This window comes from Paenibacillus mellifer (genome assembly GCF_023195895.1).
Taxonomy (GTDB): domain Bacteria; phylum Bacillota; class Bacilli; order Paenibacillales; family Paenibacillaceae; genus Fontibacillus; species Fontibacillus mellifer.
Genome location: NZ_JALPRK010000018.1, coordinates 89,866 through 108,087, shown reverse-complemented (window position 1 = coordinate 108,087; position 18,222 = coordinate 89,866). Strand labels below are relative to the sequence as shown.

The following is an 18,222-nucleotide window of genomic DNA, read 5'->3' as shown; positions in this document are numbered from 1 at the left end:
TACGATAGGAAATGCAGTGTTATTTAAAGTCGTTTCGGGTCTCGTTGTAGACGACGGTGACGCCCAGGGAAAGATACGTTTCTTCCTTATAGTGGCATTGCGGACAGGTCTTCAAAGAACGATCGGCGTCCCGTTCGGAAATGAGTGGCTGGCTGCAATTAGGGCAGCGGCTTTCGAACAGTTTCTTCAAAGTGGCGCGCAAGGATCATCACCTATTTCTGATAAGTTTACTTGGTATTTATTATAACGGTTACTAGCCCGGAAGTACAGAGGAACGACAAGGGAAGTTGCACGGGGGATCTTAGACGGGAGTCGAGTGGGAGTATGGATGTTTTGCTGTTTGCGGTAATGGTTGTATTGGGGCTGGTGGGCTCCTTCTTCTCCGGATTATTAGGCATCGGCGGAGCGATTATCAATTATCCGCTGCTGCTGTTTGTTCCTGCGGCACTGGGGGCGGCTCACTTCACGGGGCAGGAGGTATCCTCGATCAGCATGTTTCAGGTGTTGTTCGCCTCCCTGTCTGGCGTACTGGCCTTCCGCAGACGTTCGACGCCGGCAGGCGGTATCCATAAGGGGCTCGTCTTGTATATGGGAGGCGGCACCTTGGTTGGCAGTCTGCTCGGAGGGCTCGTTTCGGGTTATCTGGCGAGTGGTGTGATTAACCTCGTCTACGGCATTCTGGCGGCCGTTGCTGTCGTGTTGATGCTAATTCCAAACCGCGTCGCGCCGGAAATCGGGGCGGGGGCGATCTCCTTTAACCGCGTAGTCGCGATGGCTTCCGCGCTTCTGATCGGGATCGTTTCCGGCATCGTGGGTGCCGGAGGGGCGTTTATGCTCATTCCCGTCATGTTGGCGATCCTGAAAATTCCACCCCGTACCACGATTGCCTCGTCGCTGGCCATTGTGTTGTTCTCCGCTATAGGGGGAGTAGTTGGTAAGATCGCGACGATGCCCATTCCGCTGGAACCGGTGCTGTACACCGTCCTCGGCAGTCTCGCCGGGGCCCCGCTGGGTGCCTGGATCGGGGCGAAAATCAATGTGAAATATCTGCGTTACGGATTGGTGGTCATCATCGCTTTTACGGCAGTGAAGATTTGGTGGTCGCTTCTTTAAGATATGGGCCCGTGATCGTATGGTGCGATCGCGGGCCTTCTTTGTGGCGATGAAACTTTCAGAATAGAACGGACGTTTAATGTACAGCAAGCTATATTAGAGAGCAAGGGGAGAGACAACCATCATGCCAACGCCTACATTACCCAGCCGTGCGTCGGTGAAGAGGGGAACGAGTGTCAAGAAGCGCACGTCCGTCAAGAAGCGGCGGAAGCGTGGATTTTTCTTTCTATTATCCCGATTGATGATTGCGATGATGCTTATCGGGACGGTTGCCATAATCTGGCTGTTCTTCACCCCGTCCGGCAATAATATGCGATATTTGATGGCCGACACGCTGATTACGACGCAGCATCGCCATTGGGCAAAATATATCATCGGGCAAGCGGAGTTGGACAAGCGGGTAGCTGCCTACCAGGCACGGTTCGAACAGATGGGGACGGAGAAGGACACCCATACAATCGACTTATCGAACACAGGGAAGGAAGAGGAACAAGCGGAGAAGCCGCTTGTCGAAATCGAGGAAGTCTCGGGTAACGGTTACCATGGCTATGTGATGACTGTCAACGATCCAACCAAAATTCGTTTAGGTGTGCCGGCCAAACGAGGCAAAGGGGAGAAGGTCTCCAGTATGGTAGAGCGGACCGGAGCTATCGCCGGCGTCAACGGCGGCGGATTTGCTGATCCGAACTGGAAGGGCAACGGGTTCAAGCCGATTGGGGTAGTTATTTCGCAAGGGAAGCTGTATTACAACGGCATCAGTTCAGGCGCGGCAACCCAAATCGTTGGTCTAGATAAGCAGGGGAAAATGATCGCCGGCAAATATACGTTGGAGGAGCTGGATAAGCTCGGCATACAGGAAGCGGTGACGTTCCAGCCGAGAATCATTGTGAACGGCAAAGGGCAGATTCGCAGCCAAAAAGAAGGCTGGGGCATCGCGCCGCGGACGGCCATGGGTCAACGTGAAGACGGCGCCATCCTGTTCGTCGTCATCGACGGGCGCCAGCCGGGTTACAGTATCGGCGCCAGCTTATATGACGTCCAGCAGATTATGCTGGACCACGGCGCCGTGATCGCCGCTAATTTGGACGGCGGGTCATCGACGGTATTAGTGAGAGGAGGCGGCAACATCGTCAACAAGCCTTCGTCCGAATATGGGGAACGTTACTTACCCACCTCTTTTCTTGTCTTTGAAGATCCGTCCAAGGTGAACATTCCAAACATTTGGGAGGGACTCCGCCCGCAGGATATCGATCCGGGGAAGAAGTGACATAGGTCATTAGAATTATGTATATTTTGTTACGGAGAGGGAACTTCTGACTAGTTTTGTTAATAAAACCTAGTCAGAAAGTCTTTATAATTTACTTAGATATGCCGAAATAGATAGTGGATACTTCATTGCATATTTTCATGGAAAAAGGCAAACTTGCCGAAAGGCAAGGACGCAAAGCTATAGGGACTAAAATCTTAGGATCAAGTCAGCCAGCTCCCCGGACGGTTAGAAACAGACCCACCCGGCTTAGGTGACGTCTGTTTTTTTTGTTCATTTCATGAAAGTAAATGTATATATGTCCATTATATTCTAAATTCTTCACTCCATACGAGATCTTTCCGATCATGCTTACGTTTAAGGCTTTCGACACCATGAGGATTTACTGACAAACTTGACGCCTTGGAGCATGTTCGGGGAGATTTTTTGTTTTGTCTGGAGAGTAAGAACGGAAGCGGCACATGGAGGCCGCTCGTACATGAGGTACATAACCAAAAATAACGAGGAGATGATGAGATGGCCGATCCATGGAATGGGGAGGAAGCGGAGCTGTTCTCCGATTCTCTCCGGGACAAGTATTTGACTTTCCTGGTGGAGCGGGAGCAATACGGAATTGAAATTAAATACGTCACTGAGATCATCGGAATTCAGCCAATCACAGCAGTACCGCAAATGCCGGAATATATTCGCGGCATCATCAATTTACGAGGAACGGTTATCCCTGTGATGGATGTGCGGATACGCTTCGGCATGCCGCCCCGTTCGTATTCCGATCGCACCTGCGTTATCGTCGTCGAACTAGAGGACATGCCGATTGGACTTATCGTAGATAGTGTTGCGGAAGTGATGTCCATCCCTGCTGGAGACATTGTGCCGCCACCGGAGCTTCGGGACGGGGAGAACCGATTTGTGGCGGGGGTCGGAAAGTCCGGCGGCGCCATGCTGCTTCTGCTGGATTGCAATCGATTCATTAACGAGCGACATATCACGGCGGATACATTTTAATTGAATCTAACAACTTGGGGGAATCGTCGATGAAATGGCTTTACAACATGAAAATTGGGAGAAAGTTAATTAGTTCCTTTGTTTTGGTCGCTCTTCTAGCCGGGGTGGTCGGAGTGGTAGGGCTGTCGAACATCAACAATATAGATCAGGACTACAGCGATCTCTATACGGATTATGGGATCCCAACTGGAGACATCGGTGAAGTGGGTATGATATTTAATGATACGCGGGCTACCATCCGGGATGTATTGATTAGCTCGGACGTTCAAGAAATGGACGGCTACGTGCAGAAACTGGCTGAACTAGATAAACAGATCTTGGCCGGATTAGATAAATTCGAATCGAAAATCTATTCCGATGAAACGCGGGCCGTATTTAATGAGCTTAAGGAGAACCTAAGCGCATATTCTATTCTTAGAGACCAGGTGGTGGAAATTGCGAGATCTGGTCAAAAGGAAGCGGCCACCGAAAAGTTTTATGAGGAGGGAACTCCGATTATCGGCGTGGTTGCAACTGACATTGACCGTTTATTCGAAGAAAAACGGACGAACGGGCTGAAATTATCGAATGACTTAACGGCGCAATCGAATCGGACCGTGAACTCTATGTTGGCGATTGTGGGGATTACGATAGTAGTTGCGATTCTGCTCGGAATTCTAATCTCCCGAATGATCAGCAAACCGGTTACCCAATTGATGACGGCGGCGGAGAAAATCGCCGACGGTAATTTGGACGTGGAGATCGTTAACGTACATCGGGATGAAATCGGCGTACTTGCGACATCTTTCCGTAAAATGACGGATAACTTAAACGACGTGATGACACATATCCAGGCCGCATCCGAGCAGGTTGCTTCCGGATCCAAGCAGGTTTCAGATGTCAGCATCTCCTTGTCCCAAGGAGCTACGGAGCAGGCTAGCTCCATCCAGCAGTTGTCCGCTTCGATCGAGGAAATCGCATCGCAAACCAAGTTGAACGCCGATAACGCGGCGCTGGCCAGCCAGCTAGCCGAGCAAACCAGAAATAACGCGACGATGGGCAGTGAGCAAATGAACGAGATGTTGAAAGCGATGGACGGCATCAATACCGCATCCGACAGCATCTCCCGGATCATCAAGGTGATCGACGAAATCGCCTTCCAAACGAACATTTTGGCGTTGAATGCGGCGGTGGAGGCAGCTCGGGCCGGCCAACACGGCAAAGGATTTGCCGTCGTAGCTGAGGAGGTTCGGAACCTGGCGGCGCGTTCGGCCAATGCGGCGAAAGAGACAACGGGCATGATCGAGAATTCAGTACGCAAGGTGGAGGGCGGTACAAAAATTGCGAACGATACGGCTACGGCATTGAAGGCTATCGTGTGCGACGTAGAGAAGGTAGCTAATCTGGTGGGCGATATCGCTACCGCCTCGGGAGAGCAATCCACGGGAGTAAATCAAATTAACCAAGGAATCCTGCAGGTCTCTCAGGTCATTCAAGCGAATTCAGCCACTTCGGAAGAAGGGGCGGCAGCAAGCGAGGAGTTGTCCAGCCAAGCCGATTTGCTGCGTGAGCAAGTCGAACGGTTTAACCTTCGTAAAGGCAATCTTCCGAAGTCGCTTAGAGACTCAGATGAAGTCCATCCCGACGTCCTGCGCATGCTTGGGCAAATGGCCGAGAAGAACCGCGTAAGCCAAACGGATCCACGGGCAACGGGGCATTCAGCAGCCCGTGGCGGGCGGATAGCCTTAAGTGACCGAGAATTCGGAAAATATTGAGCACTACATAAGGAAGGAAAGGCCGGGCAGAGGGATATTATCCCTTCGCCCGACCTTTTTTGATATGATAAATTCTCCATGGCTAGCGCATCTGCGGCTGACGAAGGTACATGATGGCAACCGTTCGTGGACCGCAGTGACAGGAGATGGCGCACCCGCCTTCAATAATGGAGACTTCTTTGACGTCCGTCTTTTCGAGGAGTGTATTCCTAATGAAGCCAGCAGCTTTCTCGGCTAGCGTCTGCGCAACGATGATGAGCTCCCGATCGACCTTGTGGACGTTATCAATGAAGTTGTAAAGCATTCGTTCGACGGCCTTCTCCGTTTTGCCACGGTACTTATCAGCCGAGATGACCAACCCTTCTTTCACTTTCAACACGGGCCGGATCTTGAGTAAGCTTCCGATCATATGCTGAACGCTGGAAGCACGGCCCCCTTTATGCAGGTAGTCGAGACTGTCAACCAGCACTTCAATTTCGACCCGTTCCCGCATTTCCTCCAGCATGCTGACCAGTTCGGAAGGGCTGGACCCCTGCTTGGCAGCGATGGCGGCTTTCAAGACCAGTAAGGCAATCCCGCCGGAAACATTCAGGGAATCTACGACGTGTACACGTCCCTCGGGAAATTCAGCTGCGGCGATCAATGCGTTTTGGTACGAGGACGAGAGCTTGGATGACATGCTGATGTAGACGATCGTATGCCCTTGCTCGATCCAAGGTGAGAAAGCGGAGATGAAATCGGCCGGGGCGGGCGCTGCCGTTCTAGGCAAGACTCCGTCCTCACTGACACGCCGGTATATGTCGGCGGTGGTAATCTCCAGTTTATCTTTGTAGGCGGTCTCGCCGAATATGACATAAAGCGGAACGATGCCGATATCGTAGGCGGAGGCCCAGGTCTCCGGCAGATCCGAGATGCTGTCGGCGAATATTTTCACAAGTGTCAATCCATTTCCCCCAGTTGGCTTAAATATCAAAGCGGTTTCTTTGAATTATAGAGGAGTCTAGACCGATAATCAAAAAAGATGACCTCCGGAGATCTTGCGAATAGAGCTTAATCCTTGTTCCATATGAAGCGCTGACGATATTTCCGCGGGGAAATGCCCTCTGTTTTACTGAAGCAGGCCGTGAAATACGCGGCTTGGTTAAAGCCGACCTGTTCGGCAATTCGCTCGATCGTCAGGTCCGTCTGGAGGAGCAGCAGTTTGGCCTGTTCGATGCGCAGGCGCTGCAGATAAACGGCAGGCGAACAGCCGAACACCTTCTGCATGCAGCGCGCGATGTACACCGGGTGGAAATTGATGTTCTCTCCAAGCTTTTGCGCGGAAAAAGGTTCATCGTAATGCTCGCGCAGATAGGAAGCGGCTTTCTCGGCGCAGGCCGATTGCGGAGGAAGTCCGGCATGGGCGGATGAGGCGGATAACTCCACAATTACGTCTTGAAAAAGAGCCTGCTGACGCAGCCGGACGCTGTCCAAATGGATGTTCCGATTCAAGTCGACCAGATCGTTTAACAAGGTGATGATTTTTTGCGGCTGGGCTAGCTTCGCATATTGGGGCAAGGGGACGGTATATGACGTAGCGGTGAACGGAGGCAGGGAAATCGACCCGGGGATATCCTTATCCGTCATACTGCATCCGCAATGCCGATATTCTTCGTCCTCAACGACCCGCCAATCGCCCATCAATTGAAAATGCAGCCAATGGTGAAGGGTTGCCTCCCGGCAGCCTTCCAGCGCATAGTGATAGCAGTCCGGGCGGAGAATCAGGGCGTGTCCGGCTGCCACTTCGTAATCACGGCCTTCCTCTCCGATGAATAAGCGCCCGTGTTCGACGACTAATAGGTCGAAGGCGCCGATATTTTGCCGGCTGGGATGCTTGCCGTTCACCGGGATCACCGCCGAGCCGCTGACGATGTAATGGGGAAGAGGGGGCGCGGTAAACTCAATTATAGGAGGCAAAATATACCAGCTCCTCTTAGGTTGGAATATTGAAAGATTCAGTTGATTCTATGATACATCAAGATGAGGTTAACATCTATAATGTGTTTCATGTTAACACGACGACAGGGAGTCCAACGGATTCTCCGATATCCAGGAGGTTGTAATAATGAAGAAAATGAAGAGCGGCGAGAAGGATAAATTTTCCCTCTGGTTGCTCGCTTGGCCTATATTTATCGAATTGTTCCTGCAAATCCTGCTGGGCACCGTCGACACGCTGATGGTTAGCCGAATTTCCGACAATGCGGTTGCGGTCGTCGGGTTCTCCAACCAGCTGTTTAATGCGTTGACCACGCTGTTTGCTACTGTAGCGAGCGGTGCGGGGATCGTCATCGCCCAGAAAATCGGGTCAGGCCGTGAGGAGGACGCTCGGACCGTGGCGATTATCGCTTTTAAAGTAACGGCTGCAATCGGGATTTTCCTCAGCATTCTGCTGATCGCCGTACCGGGCCCGATCGCCACAATGCTGCAGTTGCCGGACGAACTGCTGCCGCTAGCTAAAGTCTATATTTCGATCGTGGGCGGCGGGATGATATTGACCGCGATGATCTCCATGCTGGGGACAGCGATCCGCAACACCGGGAATACGAAAGGGCCAATGTTTACGGCGATCGGCATGAACGTCATTCATATAATGATGAACTATTGCTTTATCTTCGGAGCCTTCGGATTTCCCCAGTGGGGTTTGACCGGAGTAGCCATTTCAACGGTGGTTAGTCGCTTGATCGCTACGGTTGTCCTGCTCTTTATTTTCCTCGGCACGTTCCAGCGGCGGATCGGGATAAAGGACATTCCGGTGTTTGATCGTAAGCTGTTCAAGGAAGTGCTTGTGATCGGCTGGCCGCTTGGCGTCAATTCGGCAAGCTGGGTCTTCTCGCAGCTGGCGATCTTCTCGTTCCTTGCCGTGCTTGGCGCCACTGAGCTGGCAGCCAGGACGTACATGAATACGCTGGAGTCGTTTTGCTTCATGCTTGGCTTCTCGCTGGCGATGGCGGCGCAGATCCAAATCGCTCACCTGTACGGGGCGGGTAAGACGAAGGAAGCGTATCGCGCGGTCTACCGAGTGCTGACCTTCGGATTACCGCTGGTTATCGTTAACGCCTTTATTCTCGTGTTGTTTGGTCCAAAGCTGCTGGGACTGTTTACGCAGGATGCCGAGATCCTAACCCTCTGCGCTGCGCTGCTTTGGCTAAATCTGCTGCTGCAGCCGGGCAAAATGATTAACATGGCTCTGGGCAACTCGTTGAATGCAGTAGGGGATACGCGGTATACGATGATCATTTCCTTAATCTTCATGTCGGTGGTGGCAACCGGCTGCTCCTATCTATTTGGCGTTTCGCTTGGATGGGGCATTATTGCAATTTACGCTTGCATGATCAGTGATGAGTATATCCGCGGCGTCTTCTCGTTCTTCCGTTGGAGAGGGCGTAAGCATCTACGTATGAAAGAACAAGAGCTGCTTCAGGAACGTGGATTCAACCAAGAAAGCCACGGGCAAGCGCAAGGGAAAACGGCGATGGACGGAGTAGCCACTCCGGCGTTGTAAGGAATAGACAAAAAGAGCCGCAGGACGGTCCGATTAAGGACTCCTGCGGCTCTTTGATTTAATATTATCGTGTCATTCTTTAGTTTCCTTCACCCGGTCAGGCAGTTGTTGGACGTAGCTGTCGCTGAGGCGTAGCAGTTCAAGGGCTCGGTTATATTCGCTTTCCGTCGTCAGTGCTTGATCCACGCCGTCCTTCGCCAGCGGGTATTTCGTACCGTCATTGTACCAAACCCCTGGGATAAATAATGCCTGGTCGTTCAGAAACGAGCCGGACGGGAGATAGTAACGTTGAGGTAACAAGTTGTAAGTCGTTTGATTCAAAATATCCTCACCGAAGTGGATGTGGTTATCCAGCTTTATGCCGAACAGGTTGGCTACCGTTGGCAGAATATCAACCTGGCCGCCGACATTGTTCATTACCGCAGGCGTATCCACGCCCGGGGCATGAATAAGCATTGGAATGTTCATCATATCGATATAGCTGTAATCCCGGCCGTAAATCTCTTTCATCAGTTCAAGCCCATGTTTGTCCAGCGAATACATCGGCAAGCCGAGATGATCGCCGTAAATCACAACGACACTGTTATCCCAAATGCCTTTTTGCTTCAGATCTTGAATGAACTGACCCAACGCATAGTCCGCATAACTTTGCGCCCGCAGATAATCGCCGACCATATTGTCCTGATAACGCTCCGGAAGTTGGATTTTATCCTTCTCATGCGGCGTCGTAAATGGATGGTGCGCCGTCATAGAGATGACTTGGGTATAGAAAGGCTGTCCGGCTTGCTGCATGCGATCCAGTTCGTCGGCTGTTTTCTTATAGAGCACTTCATCCGAAGGTCCAAAGAAGACAGTGTCCTCGGTACCAAACCATTTCTGGTCGTAATAACGGTTAAAGCCAATCGCTTTGTACAACTCGCCGCGGTTCCAGAAATCAACGACATTGGTATGGAACGTCGCGGTATCATAACCTTGATCCCGCATGAGCTTCGGCAAGCTCGGCAATTCCTTGTCCGGGTAGTTTTGCGTCGCCGCCTCATTATATGGAATGTAGAACGAGGTATTAACGACAAACTCAGCGTCGGACGTATTGCCTTGACCCACCATTTGATAGAAATGCTTGAAGTAGGTGTTTTCCTTCACCAGCTTGTTCATGTTCGGCGTCACTTCCTGACCGTCAATCTTCAGGTCGATTAGGAAGTTCTGGAACGATTCCATCTGGATAATGATCAGGTTCTTGCCTTTGGCGGTACCGAAATACTTCGGTTCGGCCGGGGTGGTAATCCCCTTCAAGTTGTCGATTTTCGCCTGAGAGATCTGGTTTTTATCGACTAACTCTTCTTTCTTGCTGCTGGAGAAAATCGTGAACGTTTCATAGTTCAGGATGCCCATTTGCTCGGCTTGCTTAATTTCATTCATGCTGGCCCGGTTTGGCCATACGTTGAAGATACACAGCAGTAGCGAGAAAGCGAAAATGCCGGCAATGACGCCTGTGCTGGCTTTCTTCAGATTAAAGAAAGCTTTAAGCTTCTCAGCGCGTTTCTTCCGGAACAGCCAGAAGCCGATCACCACGATGTCCAAGAAGATCAGCAGATAATAGGGAGCCAGCAGGGAGAACACACTGTTCTTCACGGCGGTTACCTGATTCACTTGCTGCAGGGCAGTATAATTGACGATAACCCCATAATATTTATGATACATAACGGCTGCGAAGAAAATGGCAGTAACAATCAAGTTTACAGTTAGATAAAGGCCGATCTTACGTTTGGAGGAGAACCACTCAATCAGACAGAACAAAACCCAGATAAACGGGATTTCCTTCAGCAATGGCCCCCAAGCGGGTACTCCATCAAAAATGGATGTCCAGACGAGATAAATCTTCATGATCATAATGACGGAGAAAAAGACAAACGGCTTGATATTGGCGAGCCGGATGCGATTGAATTGTAACACTTCGTTTCCTTCCTTTCCGCAAAAGCTCCTTTAGTTGAAATTAATGCTTAGTTAACAATTTTAACGCCCCATATATAATACATGAAATGATCGTAAGAATAAAATTAATCAATTCACTCAATTAGCAAGATATTCCACTCAAAAACGGATGAACTGCGTATAAACTCAGATTCTTGACGAATAACGCCCCTTTTTGGTAAATTAAAGGTATTCCTTCTTTTTGAATAACCTGTTTAATGAAAATTCAAAAAGTCAGGTTTAGAGCACCGAGAAGGTTGAATGAAGCTAGGGACTGAGTAGCGGAGCGTAGCTGGAAGCTACGAGAGCAACGGAAGGCCCGGGTGAATTCAAGATTCGATGTCGAGATAACTTCTTGTCTTGCTTCGTGATCGAAAGATGACTTTTTGAATAACCTCTATAGAGGAGAGATATTGATGTCGGTGAAGGTTCTTAACTAGTTAACTTCATAGAGACGGTTACACAGAGTACAGAACGTGCCGCTTGAAATCCAAGCGCGCCCGTATTTTCTTGTACGCTTGTTTCGGTCTATGAATGAGTTAAGAACACACGCGGGACATCTTGCAGCTTCTCCCTAGCTGCCGTCATCATGATTATGATGAAGCCGTGCTGTTTTCAGCACGGCTTTTTTGATGATCTGATCGGCAACAGCGGGAGAGGTCTAGGCAAAGGATGGCATACGTGCCGTCCTTTGCCTTTTTTCATTTCAGAAAGAAGGAATGACAACCCATTGAAGGAGGTTCTACCTTGAATACATTTTCGTGTAGTACGTTGGAATATGAGAGCATTAAGCAGGATTTGTTGGGATACGCGGTATCGTATGCCGGTCGGCATCGAATCGAGGAGCTTACGCCGATGGTGGGAAAACGGGCGATCGAGCGGGCGATTGCAGAAACCGCAGAAGCGCTCGCCCTGTATGGGAAAGGGGCCAGCGTACCGCTGCCCTCGCTGGAAGGGATCGAGCTGGTCGTCTCTTTGCTTGGCACGGGTTATTTGTTCACCGAACAGGATCTGATGGCGGTGCAGACCTTCCTGCACAGCTGCGGGCAGTTGAAGAAATATATGGCCTCTAAAGGTGAATTGGCCTGGCGGATCGGCATTTATGCGACCGACCTGCAAGATTTGCCCTCACTGCAGCAGGAAATTCTTCGGTGTATCCGGTTCGGGGTAATCACGGATGAAGCGAGCCGAGAGCTGGAGAAGACACGCAAAAAAATCGCCGTCGTCAAAGAGCGGATTCAGAAGCGCATTCAGTCCGTTATGGCTCGCCATGCTTCGATTTTACAGGAGAACATCGTGAGCGTGCGCGGCGGCAGATATGTGATTCCGGTCAAAAAGGATTATTACAAGCAAGTCAACGGGCGTATGCTGGACCAGTCGACCAGCGGGCAGACGGTGTTCATCGAACCGCAGGAGGTCGCTGCGCTGCAGGGCGAGCTGGAGTTGCTACAAGGAGAGGAAGCTCGGGAGGAGGCCAAAATCTTAGGTTACCTCGCCGGTTTAGTCGAACGAGAAGCAACGGATCTGGTTAGGAACATCGAGATCACCGGGACTTACGACTTTATATTTGCCAAAGCGAAATATGCTGCAGCGATCGAGGGGGCTCCGGTACAGCTCAGCGAGACCGGCGAAACGGTGATTCGCGGGGCTAAGCATCCAAAGCTGCTGCAAACGATGGTCCCGCTGGATGTCGCGATAGGTACCGATTATCGGACGCTGATCATCACCGGCCCTAACACCGGCGGAAAAACGGTTGTCCTAAAGACGGTGGGTCTGCTGTCCTTGATGGTGCAATCGGGGCTGCTGGTGCCGGTTTCGCCGAACAGCCGGTTTGCGGTATACCAAGGCATCCGCGCGGTCATCGGGGACGGACAGAACCTGGAGCAGTCGCTCAGCACCTTCTCCGCTCAGATCGGGGCTTTGGTACAAATTCTGCAGGAAGCGGGGCCTTCTACCTTGGTGCTGATCGACGAGTTGGCCGCAGGTACCGACCCGGGTGAAGGGATCGCATTATCGATCGCGGTTCTGGAGGAGTTCGCACGCAAGGGTTCGACGGTGATGGTTACGACACATTTTAACGAACTCAAAACGTTTGCCTCACGTGCGGAAGGCTTCGAGAACGCGCGGATGGAATTCGACGCCGAGACGCTGCGCCCATTATACCGATTGACCATCGGGCAATCCGGCCGCAGCTACGCGATCGAAATCGCCCGTAAGCTAGGGATGTCCGGCGGGATCATCGAACGCTCGCAGCATATCGTCGGCCGACAGCAATCCGCTGAGGGTTCTGGAAGCGGCGGCATCCGGTGGGATGATATTATTGTACCGTCGAAGCAAGCCGCGGCTCCACAAGTGTCCATGCCTCGGAATCGCCGAGAGGCAGACGGCGGACAAAAGGAAGCGGACGGGGCCTCCTCCGGAGAAGCCGCTGAAGTGGCGATCCAACCGCCCCATAAGTTTGAGGTTGGCGACGCCGTCCTGGTGACGTCCATTGGCAAAATCGGCATCGTTGTTGTACCTCCGGATTTTCGGGGAATGGCATGGGTGCAGGTTCAGAAACAGAAGATCAAAATCAACCATAAACGGTTGAAGCCATATCTCAAGAGCGAGTCACTTTACCCGGAGGACTACGATCTCGATATCGTATTTGATTCCAAGGAAAATCGGAAAAAGCGCAAGCTGATGAGCAAACGCCATGTGGAAGGGCTGGAGATCATCAAAAGGCCTGGGGAGGATTGAGGATTAAACCTGGGCGGATGGTGATTAGGTTGAAAGCCCGTCTCATCTGAAAAATAGAAAAGTGCAGGTATTTCAAGCTCATCAGCCGAATTTCGGCAGGTTGAGCGAGAATATCTGCACTTTTTCTTTTGTGTTTTCGATTCTTACTCATTGCTGATGTGAATGGGAACCCATTAAACGGCTGCGGCCAACTGCTTGGCGAGCGTCGCCACAAATTGCTCCAGGAATGCTTGGTCCTCGGCATCAAATCGCCCTTTCAGCGGACTGTCGATGTCCAGTACCCCAATGAGTTGGTTATCAACGACGATTGGTACGACGATCTCGCTGTTGGACGCCGCATCGCAAGCGATGTGGCCTGGGAAAGCATGAACATCTTCGATTCGCAGGGTTTCTCGGCGTTCCGCACTGGTTCCGCACACGCCTTTACCGAGTGGGATCCGGATGCAAGCCGGAAGGCCTTGGAACGGTCCGAGTACTAACTCCTGGCCGTCGAACAAATAAAAGCCAACCCAATTAATATCCTCTAAGAAAAAGTTAAGCAGCGCAGAGGCATTGGCTAAATTAGCTACCTGGCTGCTTTCCTCGCAAATGAGTGCTTGAAGCTGCGATAAGACGGCGTTCTGCCGTTCTTCGCGGGAGCCGCTATAATCGCTGGCATGAAACATAAGTCATTCCCTCCTTGAAGTTGCGGGCGGACCAAGGCCGTCGACAGTACTAAAATCTATTATAAATAAGTTTTTTGCCGAGGGATAGCATTCCTGTGGACGGGGGATATTTTTTTTACAAAGTCCGACACCGAGTGCTAATTTTTATCAAATTTGCAAAATATGTTTTTTGGCATCATGAGGTAAAATAGGGACAAGATTAATGAAAAGGTGATTTTTATGGTACCTCAAACTCTCCGAGGCGCAAGCCGTAACAATAACAAAATCAGCAATGATCTGAAGGCGACCATTGAGCACCTGCGTCTGGAATTGATGAATGCCGCTACTCAAGACAACTTCAGCAGCGGCACGATTCTGGAATTAAGCCAACGCCTGGATCAGTATATCGTCATGGCCCAAAGTCAGATGCTCGGTAAATAAGCGGCCGCCGGTTCGTTCGCGCCTAATGCCTTCTCGATGAAGGTCTGGACCTGGTCGGCATACCGCTTCGGATTGATGCCGTAGGAATTGGCATGAACTGCGCCCTCCACGAGCAGCAGTTCTTTAGGTTCGGGCTTATGACGGTACATCTCCCGGCTCATATAAGTCGGTACGTAGTTGTCTTCCGTGCCATGGATGAACAACACCGGCAGCGTGCTGTTTTCGACGGCTTTAATCGGGCTAACCTGGTGCAGTCGGAAGCCAGCTTTGCGCTGCAGCAGCTTGTCAACCAGCGGCAAGAGCGGTCTGGCCGGCAGCCTATTCAGCTTGGAAATTTGATGACGCATGAGCTCCGTCAGATCCGAGTAGGGGCAGTCGGCGATCACGAACTTCACATTGGGATGGGCAATGGAGAGATACTCCAGAACCGTTCCTCCCCCTAAGGATTGGCCGTGCAGGCCGATCGCGCTGTTTTCTCCGTAATTCTCCAGGATCCAATGCACCCACGTTTGGACATCGTATTTCTCCTGATAACCATAAGTTGTGTAGCTGCCCTCACTTCCGCCATGCCGGCGCTGATCCACGAGCAGAATGTTAAACCCCGCCTTTTGAAACATGTCGATATATTGGGTAGAGGCAAGCAGGGATACGGTATAACCGTGAACAATGATCATCCAACGGTGGCTCTCAGGGAACAGCTCCAGCACGTACCCGTTTAACTTCAACCCATCCCGGGACATCACTTGTACCGCTCTTTTGGGCAACCGCTCGAACTGTTCGCGGGTATAGACGCCCGTTCGTTCTAAATATTCGTAAATGCTCTCATTCGTCTGCAGCCGCATCTGGGTGATTTGGTGAACCGCAAAGCGCGGCACCCCGCTCACAAATATCAATACGGCAAGCAATATAACCAAAATCACGATCGTAAATACCATGTGCGTGGGTTCCTCCTTGCGAGCCTATCCGTAAAGCTCTCTATGTCTATAATAGTATCACCGAAAAGTTGGAAGGAAAATCGCCTGTCTTGAAAATTTGCCCATCCCCTTTGACGAGCTTACAACGATATGATTAGCTATTAAAGGATGTTACATCGCACGAGCGAACGCGGCTAGGAGGAGATGGCAAACGTGTATAAATGCGACGGAGACATTCCCGTACTGGAAAGCGAAAGGCTGCGTCTGCGGCGGATGGAGCGGAGCGATGCCGAGGAGATGTTCCGTTATTGGAGCGATCCGGAAGTCATAAGGTATATGAACCTTCCGCCGTTTGCTTCGGTGGAGGATGCCTGGGAAATGATTAATCTGCTTAACGGTTTATCCGAAAGCGAAGACGCTTTGCGTTTCGGTATCGAACTCAAGGAAGAACAGAAGCTGATCGGCAGCTGCGGCTTTAACGTGTGGGAGCTGGCAGGAGCCTATCGCGGTGAAATTGGTTATGACCTGGGGCAGGAGTATTGGGGACATGGTTATATGTCGGAAACGCTGCGAATGCTGCTCGCGTATGGTTACGAAACGATGGGATTGAACCGCATTGAGGCATTGGTCGATCCGCGTAACGATGCTTCCCGCAAGCTGCTAAAGGCGTTCGGATTTGCAGAGGAAGGATTACTAAGGCAATATCAATGGACGGAGAGTGGCTTCGTGGATTTGCTGATGTATTCCTTGCTGAAGAAAGAGTATTACAAAGGAGGAGCTACCTAACGATGAAGCAAAGTAAAGAGAACGGAGGTGGATTCCTTCACCGCCTTGATCCGCTCAGCAAGTTGGTCGCGTTAGCTTGTCTTGCCGCGCTCGCCATGCATTGGGATGACCCGAAGTGGCAGGCCGTTCTGCTGTTAACGTTGATTGTGGTGGCTAAGCTGGGGGCCGGGATGAGTTGGCATCGGTTACTTCGTCGCATCGCCTGGATCTTAGGTTTTGGCCTGCCTTTATTTGCGGTAACTCTGGTTGCCGTACAGCTGCGGGAAGGCACTGCTGGGGGCCACTTACCGTTGTCGATGGCTGCACTAAGCGACGCCGCTGCCGTGACTCTGCGGATGATCAGCTTATTTCTGTCCTCGCTGGCATACATTGAGTCAACGGACCCCAAGGATTTCGTCGTGATGATGACCACCCGGTTAAAGCTGCCGTACCGGTTTGTGTTTGGGATCTCGATGGCGTTGACGTTTCTGCCGCTGCTGTCGGAGGAAGGCCGTCAGGCTGCAGCGGCCCGTAAACTTCGTTTGGGCCGGCGGCCGCGAGGGATTCAGGAGCGAATGGAACAGCGGCGAGGTCAGTTGGTGACCGTATTTACCGGAGCGATAAGGCGTGTGGAACAAACCGCAGGGGCTATGGATGTCAAGGGATTTGGCGCGTATCGGGAGCGTACTTTCTTGCGGGATGTGCCGTTTGAGGCTGTTGGCGTATGGACGATTCTGTTAAGTTTTGTTTTGACGGCGGGTCTGTGGAGGGTGTGAGGGCTGAACCCTTTTCAGCTTAGGGAGGGCTATTGCTCTAAAAAAAGGACTTGACGTGAATTGATTGTTAACCTAAATTATGATTTATGGTTAACAATAGGTGGCGTAGAGAGGATGGTTCAAGTGAAGGGAGCAAGTTCGAATAAGGTGTTTCAGCGCTTTACCACACTGGATATCGTGCTGATGGCGATGCTGGCGGCGGCGAATGCGGTATTGACGGTTTTTCTGTCACCGCTCAATCAGGCGCTGAATGGGCTGGGGGGACCGATTCTCACCTCGACGATTACCGGGTTGTATATGATTTATGGATTGCTGGCCTATTACATTATCCGCAAACCGGGTACGGCCTTGATTACCTACGGAATAGGGGCGGTTGTCCAAGCCTTTATGGGGACGGCGTATGGCATTTTGTCCTGCTTCGTGGCCGCTGCCTGTTATTTGGTGATCGTGGAGGGGGCGTTTGCCCTTGTGCGATATAAAAAGTGGAGTTGGCCGATGCTGATGGTGACGGGAGGCGCGATGGTGCCGGTGTGGTTCTTCTTCGCAGCCCAAATGTTCGGTTATACAAAATGGGGAATGGATGTCCTGCTGATCGCATTGGTTGTCCGGGTACTGAGCGGGATGATTCTGTGCGGCTTGCTGGTCAAGCTGCTCGGCGACGCATTGGCAGGCAGCGGACTCCTACGCCGCTTCGCGGCAAGCCGCCGGATGGAAGCGTAAGATGTCGCGGCCCGCACTGGAGCTGCACGACGTCAGCTACGCGTTCGAGCCGGACGGGGTTCCGGCGGTGCATGGCGTAACGCTCACCGTGGAATGCGGGGAGTGGGTGGCGCTCGTCGGTGCCAGCGGCAGCGGCAAATCGGCCCTGGCGCAGCTAATCAGCGGGTATCTCCCCCGAACCGGGGGAGGGCGCCGCACGGGCCGAGTGCTCGTGGACGGCGTCGATCCCGCGGAAGCGGAGATCGGCGAGGTGGCCCGGCGCGTCGGGGTCGTGTTCCAGGACCCCGACGCACAGCTCGTGCAGGGCCGGGTCGAAGACGAAGTCGCCTTCGGCCCGGAGAACCTGCGTGTGCCCGCCGCCGAGTTGGAACGGCGGGTAACGGATGCGCTGGCGGCGGTGGCGATGACGCCCCGTCGCCATACACCCGTGCACGCGCTGTCCGGCGGCGGACGGCAGCGCACCGCAATTGCAGCGGTGCTGGCGCTGGAGCCGCCGCTGCTCGTGCTCGACGAGGCGGCGGCCAGCCTCGACGCCGCCTCGCGCCGGCGGCTGCTGGCGCTGCTGCGCCGCC

Annotated in this window: 16 protein-coding genes, 1 pseudogene and 1 riboswitch; of the genes and pseudogenes, 12 read left to right on the top strand and 5 right to left on the bottom strand. The window is 52.1% G+C overall.

Annotated features, from left to right (window positions below):
• The 5 genes from M0651_RS17650 to M0651_RS17630 all read left to right on the top strand — a co-directional run.
• The coding region (locus tag M0651_RS17650; RefSeq protein WP_248553041.1) for a glycosyltransferase family 2 protein at positions 1–247 on the top strand (247 nt) is incomplete at its 5' end.
• A 77-nt stretch (positions 248–324) separates the two neighbouring features.
• Positions 325–1,113, top strand: coding sequence for a sulfite exporter TauE/SafE family protein (locus M0651_RS17645; RefSeq protein ID WP_248553040.1), 789 nt, complete (start codon positions 325–327; stop codon positions 1,111–1,113).
• 124 nt (positions 1,114–1,237) lie between these two features.
• On the top strand, positions 1,238–2,380 hold the full coding sequence (locus M0651_RS17640) for a phosphodiester glycosidase family protein (protein ID WP_248553039.1): 1,143 nt from the start codon (positions 1,238–1,240) through the stop codon (positions 2,378–2,380).
• Positions 2,381–2,519: 139 nt separating this feature from the next.
• Positions 2,520–2,604: riboswitch (cyclic di-GMP riboswitch) on the top strand.
• A 292-nt stretch (positions 2,605–2,896) separates the two neighbouring features.
• Positions 2,897–3,385: a chemotaxis protein CheW gene (locus M0651_RS17635; RefSeq protein WP_248553038.1), complete on the top strand. Its 489-nt coding sequence runs from the start codon at positions 2,897–2,899 to the stop codon at positions 3,383–3,385.
• Positions 3,386–3,414: 29 nt separating this feature from the next.
• Positions 3,415–5,139, top strand: a complete 1,725-nt coding sequence (locus M0651_RS17630; protein WP_248553037.1) for a methyl-accepting chemotaxis protein — start codon at positions 3,415–3,417, stop codon at positions 5,137–5,139.
• A gap of 82 nt (positions 5,140–5,221) precedes the next feature.
• On the opposite strand, the gene M0651_RS17625 is transcribed toward M0651_RS17630, so the two are convergent.
• Together M0651_RS17625 and M0651_RS17620 are read right to left on the bottom strand one after the other, a co-directional pair.
• On the bottom strand, positions 5,222–6,082 hold the full coding sequence (locus M0651_RS17625; protein ID WP_248553036.1) for a DegV family protein: 861 nt from the start codon (positions 6,080–6,082) through the stop codon (positions 5,222–5,224).
• A 107-nt stretch (positions 6,083–6,189) separates the two neighbouring features.
• Complete coding sequence (locus M0651_RS17620) at positions 6,190–7,095, bottom strand: AraC family transcriptional regulator (protein WP_248553035.1); 906 nt, start codon at positions 7,093–7,095, stop codon at positions 6,190–6,192.
• Positions 7,096–7,243: 148 nt separating this feature from the next.
• Between M0651_RS17620 and M0651_RS17615 the strand changes: the two genes are divergently transcribed.
• Entirely contained in the window at positions 7,244–8,680 is a 1,437-nt protein-coding gene (locus tag M0651_RS17615; protein WP_248553034.1) for an MATE family efflux transporter, read from the top strand.
• 72 nt (positions 8,681–8,752) lie between these two features.
• On the opposite strand, the gene M0651_RS17610 is transcribed toward M0651_RS17615, so the two are convergent.
• Positions 8,753–10,633, bottom strand: coding sequence for an LTA synthase family protein (locus M0651_RS17610; protein ID WP_248553033.1), 1,881 nt, complete (start codon positions 10,631–10,633; stop codon positions 8,753–8,755).
• A 765-nt stretch (positions 10,634–11,398) separates the two neighbouring features.
• Between M0651_RS17610 and M0651_RS17605 the strand changes: the two genes are divergently transcribed.
• Positions 11,399–13,390: an endonuclease MutS2 gene (locus M0651_RS17605; RefSeq protein WP_248553032.1), complete on the top strand. Its 1,992-nt coding sequence runs from the start codon at positions 11,399–11,401 to the stop codon at positions 13,388–13,390.
• A gap of 173 nt (positions 13,391–13,563) precedes the next feature.
• Here the strand turns inward: M0651_RS17605 and msrC are convergent, their stop codons facing one another.
• On the bottom strand, positions 13,564–14,055 hold the full coding sequence (msrC, locus tag M0651_RS17600) for a free L-methionine (R)-S-oxide reductase MsrC (RefSeq protein WP_248553031.1): 492 nt from the start codon (positions 14,053–14,055) through the stop codon (positions 13,564–13,566).
• Positions 14,056–14,274: 219 nt separating this feature from the next.
• Here msrC and M0651_RS17595 point away from each other — a divergent pair, with 219 nt between their 5' ends.
• Positions 14,275–14,475 (top strand): aspartyl-phosphate phosphatase Spo0E family protein, encoded by a 201-nt coding sequence (locus M0651_RS17595; RefSeq protein ID WP_248553030.1) that lies wholly within the window; start codon positions 14,275–14,277, stop codon positions 14,473–14,475.
• Here M0651_RS17595 and M0651_RS17590 read toward each other — a convergent pair.
• Positions 14,457–15,410: an alpha/beta hydrolase gene (locus M0651_RS17590; RefSeq protein WP_248553029.1), complete on the bottom strand. Its 954-nt coding sequence runs from the start codon at positions 15,408–15,410 to the stop codon at positions 14,457–14,459. The two genes, M0651_RS17595 and M0651_RS17590, sit on opposite strands and share 19 nt — an antisense overlap.
• A gap of 183 nt (positions 15,411–15,593) precedes the next feature.
• On the opposite strand from M0651_RS17590, the gene M0651_RS17585 reads away from it, so the two are divergent.
• The 4 genes and pseudogenes from M0651_RS17585 to M0651_RS24310 form a co-directional block, all read left to right on the top strand.
• Positions 15,594–16,175 (top strand): GNAT family N-acetyltransferase, encoded by a 582-nt coding sequence (locus M0651_RS17585; protein WP_372490993.1) that lies wholly within the window; start codon positions 15,594–15,596, stop codon positions 16,173–16,175.
• Positions 16,176–16,177: 2 nt separating this feature from the next.
• Positions 16,178–16,930, top strand: coding sequence for an energy-coupling factor transporter transmembrane component T family protein (locus M0651_RS17580; protein WP_248553028.1), 753 nt, complete (start codon positions 16,178–16,180; stop codon positions 16,928–16,930).
• Positions 16,931–17,044: 114 nt separating this feature from the next.
• The gene (locus M0651_RS17575; protein ID WP_248553027.1) at positions 17,045–17,650 is read left to right on the top strand and encodes an ECF transporter S component; all 606 of its coding nucleotides are present in this window, start codon (positions 17,045–17,047) and stop codon (positions 17,648–17,650) included.
• A gap of 1 nt (position 17,651) precedes the next feature.
• Positions 17,652–18,110 (top strand): annotated as a pseudogene (locus M0651_RS24310) (energy-coupling factor ABC transporter ATP-binding protein); the annotation flags it as partial.
• Positions 18,111–18,222 lie beyond the last annotated feature (112 nt).